The sequence below is a fragment of the Halorussus vallis genome (assembly GCF_024138165.1).
Classification (GTDB): domain Archaea; phylum Halobacteriota; class Halobacteria; order Halobacteriales; family Haladaptataceae; genus Halorussus; species Halorussus vallis.
Genome location: NZ_CP100000.1, coordinates 920,960 through 936,982, shown reverse-complemented (window position 1 = coordinate 936,982; position 16,023 = coordinate 920,960). Strand labels below are relative to the sequence as shown.

At 66.2% G+C, this 16,023-nt stretch carries 19 protein-coding genes; 10 read left to right on the top strand and 9 right to left on the bottom strand.

Annotated features, from left to right (window positions below):
* Positions 1-63 precede the first annotated feature (63 nt).
* The gene (locus NGM07_RS04860; protein ID WP_253517822.1) at positions 64-2,253 is read right to left on the bottom strand and encodes a CDC48 family AAA ATPase; all 2,190 of its coding nucleotides are present in this window, start codon (positions 2,251-2,253) and stop codon (positions 64-66) included.
* A gap of 203 nt (positions 2,254-2,456) precedes the next feature.
* Between NGM07_RS04860 and NGM07_RS25300 the strand changes: the two genes are divergently transcribed.
* The gene (locus NGM07_RS25300) at positions 2,457-2,591 is read left to right on the top strand and encodes a DUF7128 family protein (RefSeq protein ID WP_256524729.1); all 135 of its coding nucleotides are present in this window, start codon (positions 2,457-2,459) and stop codon (positions 2,589-2,591) included.
* A 75-nt stretch (positions 2,592-2,666) separates the two neighbouring features.
* Here NGM07_RS25300 and NGM07_RS04855 read toward each other — a convergent pair whose 3' ends face one another.
* Positions 2,667-2,915 (bottom strand): DUF7508 domain-containing protein, encoded by a 249-nt coding sequence (locus NGM07_RS04855; RefSeq protein ID WP_253517819.1) that lies wholly within the window; start codon positions 2,913-2,915, stop codon positions 2,667-2,669.
* Between the two features lie 11 nt (positions 2,916-2,926).
* Positions 2,927-3,355, bottom strand: a complete 429-nt coding sequence (locus NGM07_RS04850) for a DUF5796 family protein (RefSeq protein WP_253517817.1) — start codon at positions 3,353-3,355, stop codon at positions 2,927-2,929.
* Between the two features lie 118 nt (positions 3,356-3,473).
* Between NGM07_RS04850 and NGM07_RS04845 the strand changes: the two genes are divergently transcribed.
* Together NGM07_RS04845 and NGM07_RS04840 are read left to right on the top strand one after the other, a co-directional pair.
* Positions 3,474-4,337, top strand: a complete 864-nt coding sequence (locus NGM07_RS04845; RefSeq protein ID WP_253517816.1) for a shikimate kinase — start codon at positions 3,474-3,476, stop codon at positions 4,335-4,337.
* Positions 4,295-4,600 carry a chorismate mutase gene (locus NGM07_RS04840; RefSeq protein WP_253517814.1) on the top strand — a complete coding sequence of 102 codons (306 nt, stop codon included), beginning with the start codon at positions 4,295-4,297 and terminating at the stop codon, positions 4,598-4,600. The genes NGM07_RS04845 and NGM07_RS04840 overlap by 43 nt, the downstream gene beginning before the upstream one ends.
* Before the next feature lie 29 nt (positions 4,601-4,629).
* Here the strand turns inward: NGM07_RS04840 and NGM07_RS04835 are convergent, their stop codons facing one another.
* Positions 4,630-5,292 carry an ATP-binding protein gene (locus NGM07_RS04835; RefSeq protein WP_253517813.1) on the bottom strand — a complete coding sequence of 221 codons (663 nt, stop codon included), beginning with the start codon at positions 5,290-5,292 and terminating at the stop codon, positions 4,630-4,632.
* A 280-nt stretch (positions 5,293-5,572) separates the two neighbouring features.
* On the opposite strand from NGM07_RS04835, the gene NGM07_RS04830 reads away from it, so the two are divergent.
* Positions 5,573-6,205 (top strand): LysE family translocator, encoded by a 633-nt coding sequence (locus NGM07_RS04830; protein ID WP_253517811.1) that lies wholly within the window; start codon positions 5,573-5,575, stop codon positions 6,203-6,205.
* Between the two features lie 179 nt (positions 6,206-6,384).
* Positions 6,385-6,708: a hypothetical protein gene (locus NGM07_RS04825; protein WP_253517810.1), complete on the top strand. Its 324-nt coding sequence runs from the start codon at positions 6,385-6,387 to the stop codon at positions 6,706-6,708.
* An 802-nt stretch (positions 6,709-7,510) separates the two neighbouring features.
* Here NGM07_RS04825 and NGM07_RS04820 read toward each other — a convergent pair.
* Entirely contained in the window at positions 7,511-7,945 is a 435-nt protein-coding gene (locus NGM07_RS04820; RefSeq protein WP_253517808.1) for a GNAT family N-acetyltransferase, read from the bottom strand.
* A 122-nt stretch (positions 7,946-8,067) separates the two neighbouring features.
* On the bottom strand, positions 8,068-8,496 hold the full coding sequence (locus NGM07_RS04815) for an ester cyclase (RefSeq protein ID WP_253517806.1): 429 nt from the start codon (positions 8,494-8,496) through the stop codon (positions 8,068-8,070).
* Between the two features lie 152 nt (positions 8,497-8,648).
* Between NGM07_RS04815 and NGM07_RS04810 the strand changes: the two genes are divergently transcribed.
* From NGM07_RS04810 to NGM07_RS04790, 5 genes are all read left to right on the top strand, one after another.
* Positions 8,649-9,287 carry an FkbM family methyltransferase gene (locus NGM07_RS04810; RefSeq protein WP_253517804.1) on the top strand — a complete coding sequence of 213 codons (639 nt, stop codon included), beginning with the start codon at positions 8,649-8,651 and terminating at the stop codon, positions 9,285-9,287.
* 111 nt (positions 9,288-9,398) lie between these two features.
* Positions 9,399-9,971, top strand: coding sequence for a putative glycolipid-binding domain-containing protein (locus tag NGM07_RS04805; protein WP_253517803.1), 573 nt, complete (start codon positions 9,399-9,401; stop codon positions 9,969-9,971).
* 138 nt (positions 9,972-10,109) lie between these two features.
* Positions 10,110-10,946, top strand: coding sequence for an alpha/beta fold hydrolase (locus tag NGM07_RS04800; protein ID WP_253517801.1), 837 nt, complete (start codon positions 10,110-10,112; stop codon positions 10,944-10,946).
* Positions 10,947-11,129: 183 nt separating this feature from the next.
* The gene (locus NGM07_RS04795) at positions 11,130-12,194 is read left to right on the top strand and encodes a sodium:calcium antiporter (RefSeq protein ID WP_253517799.1); all 1,065 of its coding nucleotides are present in this window, start codon (positions 11,130-11,132) and stop codon (positions 12,192-12,194) included.
* Between the two features lie 183 nt (positions 12,195-12,377).
* A complete protein-coding gene (locus NGM07_RS04790; protein WP_253517798.1) occupies positions 12,378-12,926 on the top strand; it encodes a DUF2238 domain-containing protein in 549 nt (182 codons plus the stop codon).
* Positions 12,927-13,040: 114 nt separating this feature from the next.
* Here the strand turns inward: NGM07_RS04790 and NGM07_RS04785 are convergent, their stop codons facing one another.
* From NGM07_RS04785 to NGM07_RS04775, 3 genes are all read right to left on the bottom strand, one after another.
* On the bottom strand, positions 13,041-13,286 hold the full coding sequence (locus NGM07_RS04785; RefSeq protein ID WP_253517796.1) for a DUF7127 family protein: 246 nt from the start codon (positions 13,284-13,286) through the stop codon (positions 13,041-13,043).
* A gap of 167 nt (positions 13,287-13,453) precedes the next feature.
* A complete protein-coding gene (gene surE / locus NGM07_RS04780; RefSeq protein ID WP_253517794.1) occupies positions 13,454-14,272 on the bottom strand; it encodes a 5'/3'-nucleotidase SurE in 819 nt (272 codons plus the stop codon).
* Positions 14,273-14,634: 362 nt separating this feature from the next.
* Positions 14,635-15,966, bottom strand: a complete 1,332-nt coding sequence (locus tag NGM07_RS04775) for a serpin family protein (protein WP_253517792.1) — start codon at positions 15,964-15,966, stop codon at positions 14,635-14,637.
* Between the last annotated feature and the right edge of the window lie 57 nt (positions 15,967-16,023).

The following is a 16,023-nucleotide window of genomic DNA, read 5'->3' as shown; positions in this document are numbered from 1 at the left end:
TGACTATCGAACGCGACGGAACGGCGAAGAAATTAGGCTGACGTCGGCGAGGAAATCCGGGGCTCAGGCCAGCGTCGGCCGCACCTTCTCGACGGCGGCCTCGAAGTGCTTGCCCTGGATCTCTATCTCGTCGGCGTGTCTGTCGGCCTCCTCGACGCCCCAGGCGTCGGCGGCCTCCCGAATCGCCCGCATCGAGGCGTCCCGGACCACGGCTTCGAGGTCGGCACCGGTGTAGCCCTCCAGGTCGGCGGCGAGTTCTTCGAGGTCGACGTCCTCGCCCAGCGGCTTGTCGCCCGCGTGGACCGCCAGAATCGCCCGGCGGCCCTCCTCGTCGGGCGCGGGCACCTCGACGTGCTCTTCGAGTCGCCCGGGCCGCAGCAGCGCCCGGTCGAGCGCCTCGCGGCGGTTGGTCGCCGCCAGCACGACGATGTTGGGGTTGTCGGCCAGGCCGTCCATCTCGGTCAGCAACTGGGAGACGACCCGCTCGCTGACCTCTGCACCGCCGCCCTGGCCGCTCCCGCGCTCGGCCGCGACGGCGTCTATCTCGTCGAAGAAGATGATGGCGGGCGAGGCCTGCCGGGCGCGCTCGAACAGTTCCCTGACGGCTTTCTCGGATTCGCCGACGTAGCGGTCGAGCAGTTCCGGCCCGTCGACGTGGATGAAGTTCACCTCGCTTTCGCCCGCGAGCGCCCGCGCCAGCAGGGTCTTACCCGTGCCCGGCGGGCCGTGGAGCAGGATGCCCGCCGGGGGTTCGGTCCGGGTCGCCTCGAAGAGGTTGCGGTACGCCAGGGGCCACTCGACCGCCTCGGTCAGCGTCCGCTTCGCCTCCTCCAGGTTCCCGACCGCCGAGTAATCGATTTCGGGCGCTTCGGCGACGAACTCCCGCATCGCCGACGGGTCGACGGAGGCCATCGCGGTCTCGAAGTCGGCGCGGGTGACCTCGACGTTCATCAGTTCCTCGTCGTCGGCGCCCGCGTCGCGGGCGCGCCGGAGCGCGGCCATCGCTCCCTCGGTCGCCAGCGCGTGGAGGTCGGCGCCGACGAAACCGTGGGTGCTGGCCGCGAGTCTGTCGAGGTCGACGTCGTCGGCCAGCGGCATCCCGCGGGTGTGGACGTCCAGAATCTCACGTCGGCCGGCCTCGCCGGGCGCGCCGATCTCGATTTCGCGGTCGAACCGGCCGCCGCGCCGGAGCGCCGGGTCGATGGCGTCGACCCGGTTGGTCGCGCCGATGACGACCACCTCCCCGCGGGATTCGAGGCCGTCCATCAGCGAGAGCAGTTGGGCGACGACGCGGTTCTCCACGTCGCTGTCCTCGTCGCGTTCGCCCGCGATGGCGTCGATTTCGTCGAAGAAGATGATGGTCGGGGCGTTCTCGCGGGCGCGTTCGAACACCTCCCGGACCCGCTCTTCGCTCTCGCCCTTGTACTTGCTCATTATCTCGGGGCCGGAGACGGTGATGAAGTGGGCGTCGACCTCGTTGGCGACCGCCTTCGCGATCATCGTCTTGCCGGTGCCCGGCGGGCCGTAGAGCAACACGCCCTTCGGCGGATCGATGCCCAGACGCCGGAACAGCGCCGGGTTCGAGAGGGGGAGTTCGACCATCTCGCGGACCCGCCGGAGTTCCTCCTCCAGGCCGCCGATGTCCTCGTAGGTCGCGCCGGTCGGTTTCGGCGGCGTCTGGGTCGTCTTCTCGCCGCCGGCTCCGTCGTCGACCGAGATGGTGATGGACTTCGACTCGCGCTCGGAGTCGATGGCGACCGTGACGCGGGTGCCGCCGGTCACGCGCACCACGCCGTCGGGGTCGGTGCTCGCGACGTGGAAGGTGCCGGCGTCGCCGAGGCGCTCGATGCGGACGCGCTCGCCCTCCTTGACCGGGCGGTCACGGAGGGTTCGCTTCAGCGCGGCCTCCAGCGTGTCGCGGTCGTCGGCGTCGAAGTCGGCGGTCGGCGCGAGCGTGACCGACGCGGCGTCCTCGACCGAAATCTTCCGGATGGTCACGCCGTCGCCGATGCTGACGCCGGCGTTCGCCCGGGTTTCGCCGTCTATCTGGACGACGCCGCTGGGAACCTCGCCTCCCGCGGGCCACACCTTCACCACGGTGTCGCGATCGCCTTCGATGACCACGGTGTCGCCGCTCAGGACGCCGAGCGCGGAGCGGGCCGACTCGGGGATACGGGCGATTCCCCGGCCGGCGTCGCGCTTCTCCGCGCCCTGCACGGTGAGTTCCACCGCCGCGCTTCCCTTCGCACTCATGCTCGCGTGTCTACGCTCTACGGACTTTACAATTCCCCTACGAGTTTCGACTCGTTGGCCCCCAGTGGGCGCCCTCGATTCTTTGGTTTCCGATTCCTCGAACCTCCCGTCGGCCGGTTTAAATCGGCCGACGGTGTGGATCCGACCGACGTCGTCCCCGATTCGGAGCAAACCCTTTGGTCGCGGACAGTGTACGACGAAATATGGTCGTCAAAACCGACCGCGACGACATGACGTGGTACCAGTGTGAGGGGTGCGGGATGATGTTCGACAACGAGGAGGACGCCCGCAAGCACGAGGAGAACTGCGACCACGAGGACCCCTCGTACATCCAGTAGCGACCGACCCGCTCCCCCAACGGCGTCCTCCGTTCTCTCTCGGCCGGTAGTCTCTCGTTCTCTCTCGACCGGCGGTTACGCGTCGGCGCGCTCGCGGTGTTCGGCCGCGAGTTCCTTCGCCTGCGCCTCCGTCTGGCAGGCCTCCCACCGGACCTGCTCGCCCCGGCCGTACGCCAGCGCGTCCTTGAGTTCGTCCCGGAGCACGCCCCACTCGACGGTCAGCACCTCGCCGTCCTCGTCGCCGAGTTCGTACACGCCGTACCGCTCGGGGGCGGACCCGACGGTCTTCCGCGTCAGAGGTTTCCAGCGCTTTCGGAGTGGCACGGTGCGTCTCCTCACTCCTCGTCGACCATCTCGTAGGACTGCTCGTCGAGTTCGTCCTCCTCGAAGACGAACACCCGGCCGCGGGCGACTTCGGGGTCGGCGTCGACCTCGACGGCGTAGCCGTCCATCCGGACCGTGACGCCGGGGAACAGTTCCTCCTCCTCGCCGGGGTCGAGCATCACCCGGCCGACGCCGGTGTCTTCGAGGATTTCGTCGTGGGTGTTGCGGTCATTGACGTACATCATCACGCCTTCCGTCTCGGTGGGGTCGGTGACCAGCACCTGGGTCAGCGTCCCCGGGCGCGTCCGCAGGGTCCCCTCGACCTTCTGGGGAACTCCGCGGTAGTACGTCTCCCGGCCGTCGGTGTACTCCACGACGATGCCGTCCTCGATCAGTTCGACGCCGAGGGTGTCGGGAGCCACGTCGTTTCGCGCGCTCATGGGAGAGATTTCGGCGGGAACCGGGAAAAGGGGTGCGCTTCCGAGACGCGCCGACCTCCGCCGACCCGCTTTTGCGCCAACCACCAGCGTCAATACGGCCCGCGAGAGAGTAGGCGGCATGGACGGTCGGGCCACGGCGCCGGCGGCGGGGACGGTCCTGAACGCGCTAGCCACCGGCAAAGGCTCGGCGTTCGCCATCGACGCCGAAACCACCGCCGAGGTGACGGTGGACGACTCGGGCGAGGTGACCGGCGAGGTCGCCGAGGACGCCGACGCCGACACCGCCCTCGTCGAGCGCTGCGTCGAACTCGCGGTCGCCGAATTCGGCGACCGCGAGGCGGACGCGGTCGGCGGCCGGGTCAGAACCGAGAGCGAGGTGCCGATGGCGGCCGGACTCAAGAGTTCGAGCGCGGCCGCCAACGCGACCGTGATGGCGACGCTCGACGCGCTCGGACTCGCCGGGAACGTCCCGCGCGAGGACGCCTGCCGCGTCGGCGTCCGGGCCGCCCGAGAGACGGGCGTGACGGTGACCGGCGCGTTCGACGACGCCAGCGCGAGCATGCTCGGCGGGGTCACGGTCACCGACAACCGCGCCGACGAACTCCTCGCCCGCGAACCGGTCGAGTGGGACGTGCTGGTCTGGACGCCGCCCGAGCGCGCCTACAGCGCCGACGCCGACGTCTCGCGCTGTGAGCGAATCGCGCCGGTCGCCGAACTGGTCGCCGACCTCGCGCTCGACGCCCGGTATCAGGACGCGATGACCGTTAACGGCTTCGCGTTCTGCGCGGCGCTGGGCTTTCCGGCCGACCTGATGGTCGAGGCGCTCCCGGACGTCCGGGGCGTCTCGCTGTCGGGCACCGGCCCGAGTTTCGTGGCGGTCGGCGACCCCGACGCGCTCGCGGCGGTCGAGACGCGGTGGAACGAACGAGAGGGAACCACATGGCTGACGACGACACGCAACGACGGCACCCGGACGACATGAGCCTCGCGGAGCTCCGCGAGGAGATAGAGAGCATCGACCGCGAGATAGTCGAACTGATCGCCCGCCGGACCTACGTGGCCGAGACGGTCGCGCGGGTCAAGGACGAGCGCGATATGCCCACGACCGACGAGAGTCAGGAGCAACGCGTGATGGACCGGGCGGGCGAGAACGCCAAGAAGTTCGACGTGGACGACAACCTGGTGAAGGCCATCTTCAGGCTACTCATCGAACTGAACAAGGTAGAGCAACGTGAGCGTCGGTAGCACGTACCACGCCGAGTTTTAAGCTTAATTCAAGACGGACTCGTTTCTTCAGCCCAGTCGAATATCGCGTCAAGAACGTCCAGTGAATAACGACCGGTGCGGTCGTCTGACGACGGGAGTTCGGCCCGAATCGTATCACGATTAGTATTGACACTCTGTGCGCGGACGAACCGAACTTTCTTCGGGGACAGTGTTTGGAGCTTCTCGAAATAGCGTCTTTGGGGCGTGGCGAACTGGAGGTGGCTCTCGAAGTTCCGACGTGTCCGCTTCTCGTCGTTGCCCTTTCGCTGTTTCAGCGTGTTATCGTCCGTGAATAGCAGAAAATATCGGTCTGGGAACCCTATCGACTGTTCCTGCACTTTCTCGCGGAAGAAGTGACAAATCGAGTCGAGAGGAGCAAATTCCTCGACAGTGGCGAGCTCGTCCGACAAGTGGTGAGCAATCCAGTTGTACCAGAGCGGTTGAAGTACGTCTCCGTCCAAGACCACGAACTCGTGTTCCTTCTCGCGGTCAATGGCAATCTCCCAGCGGTCACACTGGCGCTCGAAGTACCACGTCGTCGAGTCTTCTTTGGAGGTATCGAAAAGCGCGTTTACTTCGGGTACACGATAGGCGTCGAACTCGTCGCAGAGGACTTCGGCGGTCGTCGTCTTTCCGACCGCGCTCGCACCTTCGAGTGAGATAATCGTCACTAGGGTACCGTTTGAAGCGAGGAGTGAAAGCGGCTAGTATTTTTGAGAAGCGGCAAAGTGGACAAAATCTGTAACGTCAGTCCCAGACCTGAGCAAGGTAGAGCAGCGCGAGTGGCGGTAGCATATAATAATTCGTTCGACCTATTCCTGAATATAGACAGAACAGTACCGCGACGGCGGTCAGAGTACGTCTAACTAACGCAGTAATCGTCTCGAACTTTGTTCAAGGCGGGCGAGACGGTGATTCGATTTTAAGGCGTCTACTCTCGACCGCTAGTACGTGTTAGAACCAAGCGTCGTCCTTGCGTTCATCCCGGTCGCAATCGCTCTCATCGTCTCACCCGGCCCAGATAGTATCTACACGTTGACGCGGAGTATCAGCGACGGGCGAACTGCGGGTGTCACGGCCGCGCTCGGGTCTTCAACGGGGAGTATCGTACACACGACCGCCGCCGTACTCGGACTCTCGGCGATCATGCAAACGTCCGCGCTGGCGTTCACTGTCGTTAAATTCGTCGGTGCGGCGTATCTCGTTTATCTCGGCGTTCAGACGTTCAGGAAGCCGGAAGAATTCGAAATTACGCCGGATAGTACCAGCTACACCCCGCGCGAATCATTTCGAAGCGCCCTGCTGATTAACGTCTTGAATCCGAAAGTGGCGGTATTCTTCCTCGCTTTCCTCCCCCAGTTCGTTCAGCCGGGAAGTTCTGTCGCCCTCCAAATTTTCGCCCTCGGCGTGTTGTTTGCGAGTCTCGGATTCATTTATCAAGCGATGCTCGCGGTGTTCTCCGCGAGAGCAAGACGAGTGATTACTGAACGCGAACTCGTGAGAGAGGCCCTTCGTGTGGCCAGCGGAAGCGTCCTCGTCGGATTCGGGGTTAAACTGGCGCTCGAACGAAGAATTTCTGCTTAGGTTCCAGAGAAAATACTTACGTTACCCACTGCCACTTCGGACGCTGGGGAGAAAGCGGCAAAGTATGTAAAATCTATAGCATCATTCCCAGACCTGAACAAAGTGGAACAACGTGAGTGTCGGTAGCCATCGACGCGGGCCACACAGTACTTTTACTGATACGATGCTATCGGCTTTCGATGGTCGATTGGGAGCAGGTCGAGCGCGACCTCGATGAGGCGGGCTATTCGAACTTCGAATTCGATTCCGGCGAAACCACCGTACCGGGTCTGTCCGGGTCGTGGCTCGCAGGCAAAATAGAGCGGGAAGGTCGACTAGAGCGAGAAAATCTTCCTTACCCGTGGAGACTCCTCGACGCGCTTCCCTTCGGTTCCTCAGTTCCGACCGACCCCGAGTACGCACCTGATGCTATCCAGCGAATTGCCGACGGCTACGGGTTGGACGTCGTCATCATCAGTGTCGGAAGTGACTGGGTGCGGATTGCGCTCGTAGAACCGAACTGACGTTCCCGGAAAACTTCTGAATCGTCCTGTCGACAGCCGAGTAATTACAGTGTACCCACAGCGAGTGTATCTGGTAGCTGTAAAACCCAGAAAGTAGACAACGACGTTTGCGCTCCGTTTACGTATGCTCCCACCCTCCACGACGCTGGATTCCGTTCTCTCGGGAACGGCTCTCACCGTCGCGACGCTGTGGTATCTCCGAACGCGAGATAGTCCACCGAGACGATTGGAAACTCTCACCGCCAGCGTCGCACTGCTTGGAGCAACCGTACTCCTCTCGTTCACTCTTCTCCGGTTCGGCTACGTAGACGCGGTACTGTCTCCGTCGTCTGGCTTCGGTTACGGGCCGTTTTGGCGCGTTCTGCCCGCTATTGTGGCAGAAATACTCGCTATCGTCCTACTCTCTCTTTCCCTCGCGAGAGGAATTCTCCGCCCGCCAAAACACGTTTCGTAATCCGACAGTAACCATGTAATCTTTCGACGACGGACGTCACCTCGCTTCGACTACTAAATCCCTCTCAATCAGTTCCAACGGCGACAAAGCGGACGAAGGGGACTCGAACGACCTACCCGCGAATCCTTCCGTCGAGAAATCCGCCTAACACACCGACGGTACCGACGAGGAGCCCTAGATTGACGAAGAGCAGGAAACTACCGCCGGGGCTGTCTTGCAGGTAGACTCCGCGAACAGGACGAGGAGAATCGCGAAAAGTTCCACGAGGATCGCCTGCTGCGTGTCCATTCTCGTTGAATCCTGCGCGTAATGTTCTTTAACTGTACCGATGCGTTCGGAGTATCTGTCCTACTCCAGCGGCCGTTTGTACACGTAGCTGGCCCGCTCCATCTCGGCCCGTTCCTCGTAGAACCGGTGGGCGTCCTCGCGCTGGAGGCCCGAAGAGAGCGCGACGAGTTCGCAGTTCTCCTCCTCGGCCCAGTCTTCGACGAACGAGAGGAGTTCGAAACCGTACCCCTCCGACCGGTGGTCGGCGTCCGTTACTAACTCGTAGACCCACGCGTGGCGACCGTAGTACATGTTCACCCGAATTCCAACGCCGGCGAGCGAGACGATTTCGCCGTCCACCGAGACGGCGAAGAGTCGATACCCGTCGTCGGTCATCTCGCGCAGGTAGTCGAGGTAGGAGTCCTCGTTCAAATGGGTTCGCAGTTGGACCATCACCGGAAACGCGTCTAACCACTCCTCTTCCGTCGTTAGCTCGTGGATATCCGTCTCGGTCATCTCTTCGAACGATGCGTAGAACACCCTAGTCGGTTTCGGTCGTGTGGCCCTCGGAACCACAGGACAAGAAAGCGGCAGAGCGGACGAAATCCGTAACGTCGGACCGAGCGCCGACCGGCCTCCTACCCCTCCCCTGAGGGGTCGATACCGAGCTGTCGGAACATCCCGAACAGATCGAAATTCGCCCAGCGTTCCGCGACCTTCCCGTCTTCCACTCTGACGACCCCGATACCCATGATGTCGATCTCGTTTCCGGTCGGTTCGAGTCCCATGAACGCCCCTTCGTGCGTGCCCGTCACGCGCCCCCAGAAGGCGGCCTTGTCCCCCTCGGCGATGTACTCCTCGACCTCGTAGTGCAGGTCGGGGAACGCCTCGCGGTAGTTCCAGACGAACTCCTTGAACTCCGCTAAGTCCTCGGCACCGTCGAACGTCGGGTCGTGATACAGTTGGTCCGTCGTGAGCACCTCGCCCATCCCGTCGATGTCGCCCTCGTTCCACACTCGCTCGACGTACCTGCGGGCGACTTCCTTGGTCCGTTCGGCGGAACTCATCGCCGTCCCTTCGTCAGGTCGGCTAATCAACGTTCTCGCCGAGTCTCGTTCCCGCGCGAGGCCCGCCGCGTCGCGTTCCGAACTCGGCGAGCGATTCGAAGCGTTACTACACGTCGGGAAACTTTACCAGCAGACACCGAGTTGGTCGGTTCATGTTAGACGCAACCGAGGAACCCGCGCCCCGCACCCGCGTGCTGAACGGCGTCGCCGTCCCCGGCACCGAGTTCGACGAAGCGAACGACTACCACCCCGACCACGAGAACACCGTCGTCGCGGCGCTGCGCCGTCGGGTCCGCCGGGGCGACCGCGTCGTCGTGGTGGGCGGCGGCTGGGGCACGACCACGGTCGTCGCCGCGCGGATGACCCACTTCGAAGGCGACGTGACGACGTTCGAGCCGAGTTCGAAGATGCTGGAGACGATTCGACGGACGATTCGCGCCAACCGGGTCGGCGACGTGGTGACGGTCGAGCACGCCGCGGTCGGGTCGGTTTCCGACACCAGCGAGCGAATCTTCGGGTCGGCCGACGGCGAGGCGCTCCCGCCCGAGGAGTTACCCGAGTGCGACGTCCTCGACCTCGACTGCGAGGGGGCCGAACTCGAAATCCTCCGCGGAATCAGGTTCCGACCCCGACTGGTGACCGTCGAGGTCCACCCGCACCTCGGCTGTTCGCACGACGAGGTCGAGTCCGAACTCACCGACCTCGGCTACGACGTCCTGGAGAAGGAACCGATACGACCCGGCGACGACATCGTCAACTACGTCGCGGTTCGCGGCGACGAACGTCCGTAGGGGGTGAGTCGGACGCAGGACCGCCGGTTCGACTCCATCCAGGACGGCGCCGTCGTCGGAGGCGGCCGCTGGGCGGTAGAAGGTTATCGCCGCCCGGAGTATCGCCTGCGCATGCACCGGGACGCGTTCTGGACGCCGGTCGAAGAAACCGGAATCGAACACCTTCGACTCGACGAAGACGAGGCGGGAGTAGCCGCGACCGGCGTCGTCGTCGGAACGAACGACGACCGTCCGTTCCGCGTCTACTACGAGATAGACTGCGACCGACGCTGGCACACGAGGCGAGTCCACGTCGCGACGCTCGGTCGCACCGCGGCGTCGACGACGCTCCGCGCCGACGGCGACGGAACGTGGTTCGACGGGCGGGGCGAGGAACGTCCGGCGCTGGCGGGAGCGACAGACGTCGACGTTTCGGCGAGGCCGTTCACCAACTTGCTGCCGATTCGACGGCTGAACCTCGACGCCGGCGAGTCCGCGGAACTGACGGTCGCCTACGTCAGCGTCCCGGAACTGCGCATCGAGGCCGACGTCCAGCGATACACCTGCCTCGACTCCCTCGACGAGGAAGGTGGACGATTCCGATACGACGCCGTCGACGGCGACTTCACCGCCGAGTTGGCGGTCGACGGGGACGGACTCGTCGTCGAGTACCCCGGTCTCTTCTCGCGTCTCGACCCGTCGTGACGGGGCGAGGAACGTTCCCGTTTCGTCGCGGTCGGCTCCGACTCGGGCGACGGGAAATCGCCGTTCGCGAACGTAGCGGACCGGGGGACCGAACGCTCGGCCGTACGTTAATGTCCGTCGAGCGCGTCTCTCGACCGCATGCCGACGGTTCGAACGGGTGACGTCGAGACGTACTACGAGCGGCGCGGCGAGGGGCCGCCGATCGTCTTCGTCCACGCCTCCATCCTCGACCACTCGATGTGGGACGAGCAAGCGGCCGCGCTCGCCGACAATTACGAGACGCTCGTCTACGACCTCCGCGGGCACGGCCGAACCGCCGGTTCGGCCGTGCCCGCGTACTCGATTGACCTGTTCGCCGAGGACCTCGACGCGCTGCTCGACACGCTCGCAGTCGGGCGACCGGTCCTCTGCGGCCTCTCGATGGGCGGCCTCGTCGCCCAGACCTACGCGGCGAAGTACCCCGACCGGGTGGCCGGACTGATACTCGCGGACACGTTCACTCCCCGAATCCTCACCCGGGGCGAGTGGTTCCTGCGCCGAATCGTCCTGAACGCGCTGATTCCGCCGGTCCGACTCGTCGGGTACGAGCGGGTCGAGAAAGCCAACGTGTGGCTCACCGAGCGACTCTTCGCCGGGGCCGGCGGCGACTACGAGAACGTCGAACGGCTCAGAGAAACCGGCCCGAAGATGGCCACCGACGAGTTCGCCAAGGTGATTCTCGCGATGACGAGGTTCCACGAGGAGTCGGTCGACCTCTCGGCCATCGCGGTCCCGACGCTGGTGCTGTACGGCGAACGAGAACTCCCCTTCGTCAAGCGCCACGCGGCGGAACTGGCGGCCCGCCTTTCCGACGTCGAGGTCGACGAGGTGCCGGACGCCGGCCACGCCTCGAACCTCGACGCCTCGGACTACTTCACCGCCGCCGTCCGGTCGTTCCTCGAACGAGTTCACGGCGGCGGGGGACCGGCGGGGTGACGGAGGCGCCGTAACCGAGACGGGCCGAAGCGCGACCGGACGCGCCGCGTCGGCCGACCAACGCTTATTACCGTTCCGCTGGTTCGTGCGAACGTGTTCGAGCCATCCGCCGACAGAGAGGGCGGTCGGTCGAAGCGCGCCGTCACCGCCGCCCAGTCACGACCCGTCCGGTGAGTCCGCCGTATGGCACCGTCGAACCTCGTCGCCGGTTCCCCGATACTGTCGGCGGTCGTCTTCCTCGTCGGCGTCGCCCTCGTCGTCTGGAGCGTCGAGGAGTTCGTCGAGCGCGTCGCGGCGACCTCCGTGGGGCTGGGTGTCTCGACGTTCTTCCTCACCGTCGTGCTCGCAGGGACGGACGTCGAGAACGTGATTCTCGGCAGCGCGGCCGTGTTCGGCGACCTGCCGGGGGTCGGACTCGGGACGGTGTTCGGCGAGGCGGTGTTCATCCTCTGTGCGGCCGTGGGCCTCGGCGGCGTCCTCGTCCCCTTCGAGATAGAGACGCCGACCCGGTACCTCGCGCTGACGGCCGTCTCGCCCGCCGTCCTCCTCGCGCTGAGCGCCGACGGGGTGCTCTCCCGGACCGACGGTGCGGTGCTCGTCCTGGCGTTCCTGCCCGCGGTCTGGCTGATGTACCGCTGGGAGCGGGCGGGCGGGGGCTACCTCGAACCGGACGACGAGATACGCGAGGAACTCCGAGAGCGGAGCGACGGCGAAATCGTGGCCAGAGACGGGGATGCGGACGGGGACGTGGTCGAAGACGAGGGCGCGGACGAAGACGAGGATGCAGTCGATGACGACGAAGACGACCGCCCGCTGGTCAGACTCGGCGTCCTGCTCGCGACCATCGCCGGGATGACCCTGGGTTCGGAACTCGCGGTGCAGGGAACCCGGGGACTACTCGCCGTCACGGACATCTCCGGCCTCGCCTTCGGCGCGACGGTGTTGAGTTTCGTCGCCAGCCTCGAAGAGATACTGCTCACCGTCGAACCGGTGCGGAACGGTCGGCCCGCCGTCGCCGCCGGGAACGTCGTCGGCAGTATGGTGTTCTTCGTCACGGCCAACGCCGGCGCGCTCGCGCTGATTCGCCCGCTTCGACTCGCTCCGAGCGCGTGGACGCTCCAGTACCCGTTCCTCCTCGTCGCCCTCGGCGCCGTGCTGGTCATGCTGTACCGCGGGCGGGTCACCCGCCCGAACGGACTCGTCCTGCTGGGGGCCTACGGACTGTACTGGGTCGCGAACTACGTCTGATGCCGCCGGGGAACCCCGTCTCGCTCGAACGCCCGCCGGCCGCGAGTCGGTCGACTCGCGGCCGGCGGGCGTGGCGTGACGTCGGGACGGACGTGACGTCGGCGGACAGAGCGTGAACTATTTGCCCGACCCCGACGTCTCTAGTACCGAACGGTACTCGTGATTGCAAACAAGCGGAACTCCGTGGACAGGGGCGTCGAGCGCGGCATCCGGTGCGCGCTGGTCGCGGTGTTCGTCGAGGGCGTCCGCAAGCGGAACCCGGGCGCGGTCGTCAACGCCGCGCTCGCGCTCGCGGCCACCTTCCTCCCCGACCTGTTCGAACGGCGCTACGACGTCGAGTTTCGGCCGTGGCAGCGGGTCTACACCCAGGCCGCGATGCTCACCCACGCCGTCGGGATGCTCGGCCCCTACGAGGACACCTGGTGGTGGGACCACCTCACCCACACCCACTCGGCGACCCTGCTCGCCGGCCTCGTCCACGCCGTCAGTCGCCGCCGGGGCCACGACCCTCGCCCACGCGTGCTCGGGACGGTCGTCGGCGTCGGCGTCCTCTGGGAACTGATGGAACACGCCATCCACGCCGTCGCCGAGCGCCTCGGTTTCGACCCGGTGTTGGTCCCCTACGGCCGGACCGACACGATGCTGGACCTCGTCTTCGACCTGGTTGGCGCGCTCGTCGTCGTGGTCTTCGGCGACCACCTTCTCAGAGACTTCGCCGCGGACGGCGAGTAAGCCCGGCCGACGCGAACGTCTCGACCATTCACTCGTGGAACGCCACGGCTATCTACTCGCGAATTCGCGGCGCGTCGAGAAACGGTCTGGGCCGGTCGAAACGCGAAGTGCCGACTACCCTCTGATGGTGAGGATGTCGTCGTTGACGCTGACGTCGGTCGCGTCCGCCGGAACCTCGAACTCGAACTGCCGGTCGCCGACGACGACGATGGCCGTCTCCCCCACAACGTCGAGCGTCGGTCGCCCCGGGAGCGGACCGAAGTCGACCGCTATCTCCGTCTCGCCGTCGACTTCGCGCTCGGTGATGTAGATTCCCTCTTGGTCCCCCGCGACGGCCGCCAGTTCGGGTGGTGTCTCCATGGTCCCAGTTGGGTTTCGCCGCGGGTAAACTTCATGCCCGACTGGACTCTCCGTTGGTCGACGCCGGGCGCGCCCGTCGATGTCGAGCGCGCCCGCGACGCCGAACGCGCCCGCCGACGCCGAGTCCGCCGGACTCGGCGTCGGCGGGTGCTTCGACGGTCCGGCGGTCAGTACCGCTCGGCCAGTTCGTCGAGCGCCTCGTGGCGTTCGGTCGTGTGAGGCGCGGTCAGCGGCGAGACGCTGATGTTGCCCTCGTAGACCGCCCGGCGGTCGGTCCCCTCGGGGTCCGGGAGGCCCTCCTCCATCTGGTCCCAGGTGTTGTCGTGGAGCGTGACCGTGCCGTCGTCGCCGCGGGTCGCGTCCATGTCGTAGACGTGCGACGGCCGGGTGACGACCATCGGCGGGCGCTCCGCGGCGTGCGCCGCATCGCCGCCGCGTGCCGCCCCACCGACCGCGCTCTCGCTCGGCAGCGGTCCGTTGACGTTGAGGTACTCCGCCTGCTCGAAGACGCCCGAGTCGGGCACGCGCTCAACCAGGTAGCGCACCGCTTCGGCGACCTCCTCGTACTCCTCGACGTGTGTGTCGCGACCCCACTGGTCCTGCGGGACGTGTAGCGACGCCGCGATGGCCGGCACGCCGAAGAACGCGGCCTCGACGGCGGCGCTGACGGTCCCCGAGCGCCCGAGGATGTGCGCGCCGAGGTTCGCGCCCTCGTTGCACCCCGAGACGACCACGTCGGGGTACGGGCCGAGTTCGGCGAGGCCCGCGACCACGCAGTCGGAGGGCGTGCCGTGGACCGCGTAGCCGAGTTCGTGGTCCTCGACGTCGACCTCGTAGGACATCGCGCGGCCGACCGCGCTCTGGTCGTCGGCGGGCGCGACGGTCGTGACGTTGCCGACCGGCGAGAGGGCGTCGTAGAGGGCGCGAATCCCCGGGCTGTCTATCCCGTCGTCGTTCGTGAGCAGGATTTCGAGGGCGTCGCTCATTGGGTGAGCGTCGGAGCGACGGAGCAAAAAGTTGCTGTTCGCTAACGGGAGAGAGGGACGAGGATGGAGGTCCGTCCGAGCGACGCACCTGTTCGAACTGCGATACCGGCGACGACCGCGGCGGTACGGCAACCGCGACGACTGCGACGACGCACACCGCGCCGCAACGGACGACGACACCGCTAGCTACTGCCGGTCACTATGAATTGTTTTCCGGGCGTTCGCTGACCCGAGTAACGGGCCATCGCTCCCTTCGGTGGCTCGCTCGCAGGAACGCGCTCCAGGAGGCGATTCGTGCTGCTCTCTTTGGCTCAGTCTCGCGCCCAGCGGTTTTCGGACGCGGACGCTCGCCGGCCCGCCGCTCAGTCGGCCGCCGGGTCCGCGACCCGACCGAGGAACAGCGGTGCGCCGGTCGGGCGGTGTCGAATCACGAACAGGAACGGACGGTCGGCGGCGAACGTCGCTCGCGCCGGCGTGTAACTCACGGCGGTGACCTCCACGCCCGTCGCGGCGGCCGCCTCGGTTCCCCGCTCGTCCACCTTGACGTACGCCTCGTGGGCGACCGACCCGAGTTGCAGGGACTCGCCGGCCGACCCCTCGGCCATCCCGCCGAAGTCGGCGCTCGGCGTGAACGCGGTCGTCATCCCCATCGCTTCCAGTCGCCTGCTCAGCTCGAGGCTCGACCGGAACTCGAATCTGGGCAGGCGGACTTTCACCTCGGTAGCCTCGGTCGCACCGAGCAGTTTCGAGAGGCGCTCGGCGTCGAAACCCCGCTCGAACTCACGGAACCGGTCGCGTGGCGGGAGCAGGAGCGCCATGTCGGCGTTCTCGCCGGCGTAGGGGAGTTCGAGAACCTTCACGCCCTCGACCTCGGCGAACGGGAACTCGGCCTTCTGGTGCATCGTCGCCACCGCATCGGTCGCCCCGTCGAGGGTGGTGAACGGCTTCCGTTCGGTGTTCGCCTCGTCGAAGGCGTCGGCCCAGTTCGCCCGGAAGTACACCGCGTTGGCGAGGACGAGGCGCGTCCGCCGGTCGATGGTGTCCTCCCCGAACAGTTCGGGGACTTTCCCGCGGGTCCGCTCGGCGACCCAGCCGTTGATGGCCCGCCGCGCGGCGTCGGGTTCCCTCTCGAAGTTCACGCGACCCAGGCCCGCGCCGTAGTACCGCTTCAGCGTCTTCAGGAAGTCCTCGCCAAAAGGGTAGTCAACTTGTCCCCAGAGCGCGTTCGCGCCGGCGAATCGGAGCGGGACGCCGCCTCGGCGGTTTCCGCTCCGTGCGGTCGTCCTGGCGTCGGACTCGCCCGCCTCGTCGAGCGGGAGTGCCGAGCGAAGCGCGGCGACCGAGCGGTGGAGGTCCTCGCCGGTCGGACGGAAACGCAGCGTCTCGGCCACGTTCGTCCGGGTCTGTCCCCGGGCACCGGCGTACGTCATGGCGAGCGCGACGCCCAGGCTGTACGGGGAGACGAATCGGTTCTCGCTCGGCGCGTCGTCGGCGAGTCGTTCGAGCAGCGCGAAGCCGAAGTCGGCGTTTCCGGCGACGTATCCGTCGGTCGGCGCGTTCACGTTCTCGGGAACGTCCGTCTCGGGAACGTTCGCGGGTGCCGGTACGGGTCCGACGGTCGCCCCCGGCGCGAGGCAACCGGCGGTGGAGGCACCGATGCCGGCGAGCGCGGAGAGCAGGTGGCGGCGGTCCATACGCGGCGGGAGGACTTGGGGGGATAAGTATTCTCTCGAAGCTCAAACCGGCGTTTC

Bases quoted from the DNA above. Each gene is read 5' to 3' on its own strand.
- NGM07_RS04800 (WP_253517801.1), top strand. From the start codon at position 10,110: ATGCCGACGGTTCGAACGGGTGACGTCGAGACGTACTACGAGCGGCGC.
- NGM07_RS04845 (WP_253517816.1), top strand. From the start codon at position 3,474: ATGGACGGTCGGGCCACGGCGCCGGCGGCGGGGACGGTCCTGAACGCG.
- NGM07_RS04820 (WP_253517808.1), bottom strand. From the start codon at position 7,945: ATGACCGAGACGGATATCCACGAGCTAACGACGGAAGAGGAGTGGTTA.
- NGM07_RS04840 (WP_253517814.1), top strand. From the start codon at position 4,295: ATGGCTGACGACGACACGCAACGACGGCACCCGGACGACATGAGCCTC.
- NGM07_RS25300 (WP_256524729.1), top strand. From the start codon at position 2,457: ATGGTCGTCAAAACCGACCGCGACGACATGACGTGGTACCAGTGTGAG.
- NGM07_RS04810 (WP_253517804.1), top strand. From the start codon at position 8,649: ATGTTAGACGCAACCGAGGAACCCGCGCCCCGCACCCGCGTGCTGAAC.
- surE (WP_253517794.1), bottom strand. From the start codon at position 14,272: ATGAGCGACGCCCTCGAAATCCTGCTCACGAACGACGACGGGATAGAC.
- NGM07_RS04825 (WP_253517810.1), top strand. From the start codon at position 6,385: ATGGTCGATTGGGAGCAGGTCGAGCGCGACCTCGATGAGGCGGGCTAT.
- NGM07_RS04805 (WP_253517803.1), top strand. From the start codon at position 9,399: ATGCACCGGGACGCGTTCTGGACGCCGGTCGAAGAAACCGGAATCGAA.
- NGM07_RS04775 (WP_253517792.1), bottom strand. From the start codon at position 15,966: ATGGACCGCCGCCACCTGCTCTCCGCGCTCGCCGGCATCGGTGCCTCC.
- NGM07_RS04815 (WP_253517806.1), bottom strand. From the start codon at position 8,496: ATGAGTTCCGCCGAACGGACCAAGGAAGTCGCCCGCAGGTACGTCGAG.
- NGM07_RS04785 (WP_253517796.1), bottom strand. From the start codon at position 13,286: ATGGAGACACCACCCGAACTGGCGGCCGTCGCGGGGGACCAAGAGGGA.
- NGM07_RS04795 (WP_253517799.1), top strand. From the start codon at position 11,130: ATGGCACCGTCGAACCTCGTCGCCGGTTCCCCGATACTGTCGGCGGTC.
- NGM07_RS04850 (WP_253517817.1), bottom strand. From the start codon at position 3,355: ATGAGCGCGCGAAACGACGTGGCTCCCGACACCCTCGGCGTCGAACTG.
- NGM07_RS04860 (WP_253517822.1), bottom strand. From the start codon at position 2,253: ATGAGTGCGAAGGGAAGCGCGGCGGTGGAACTCACCGTGCAGGGCGCG.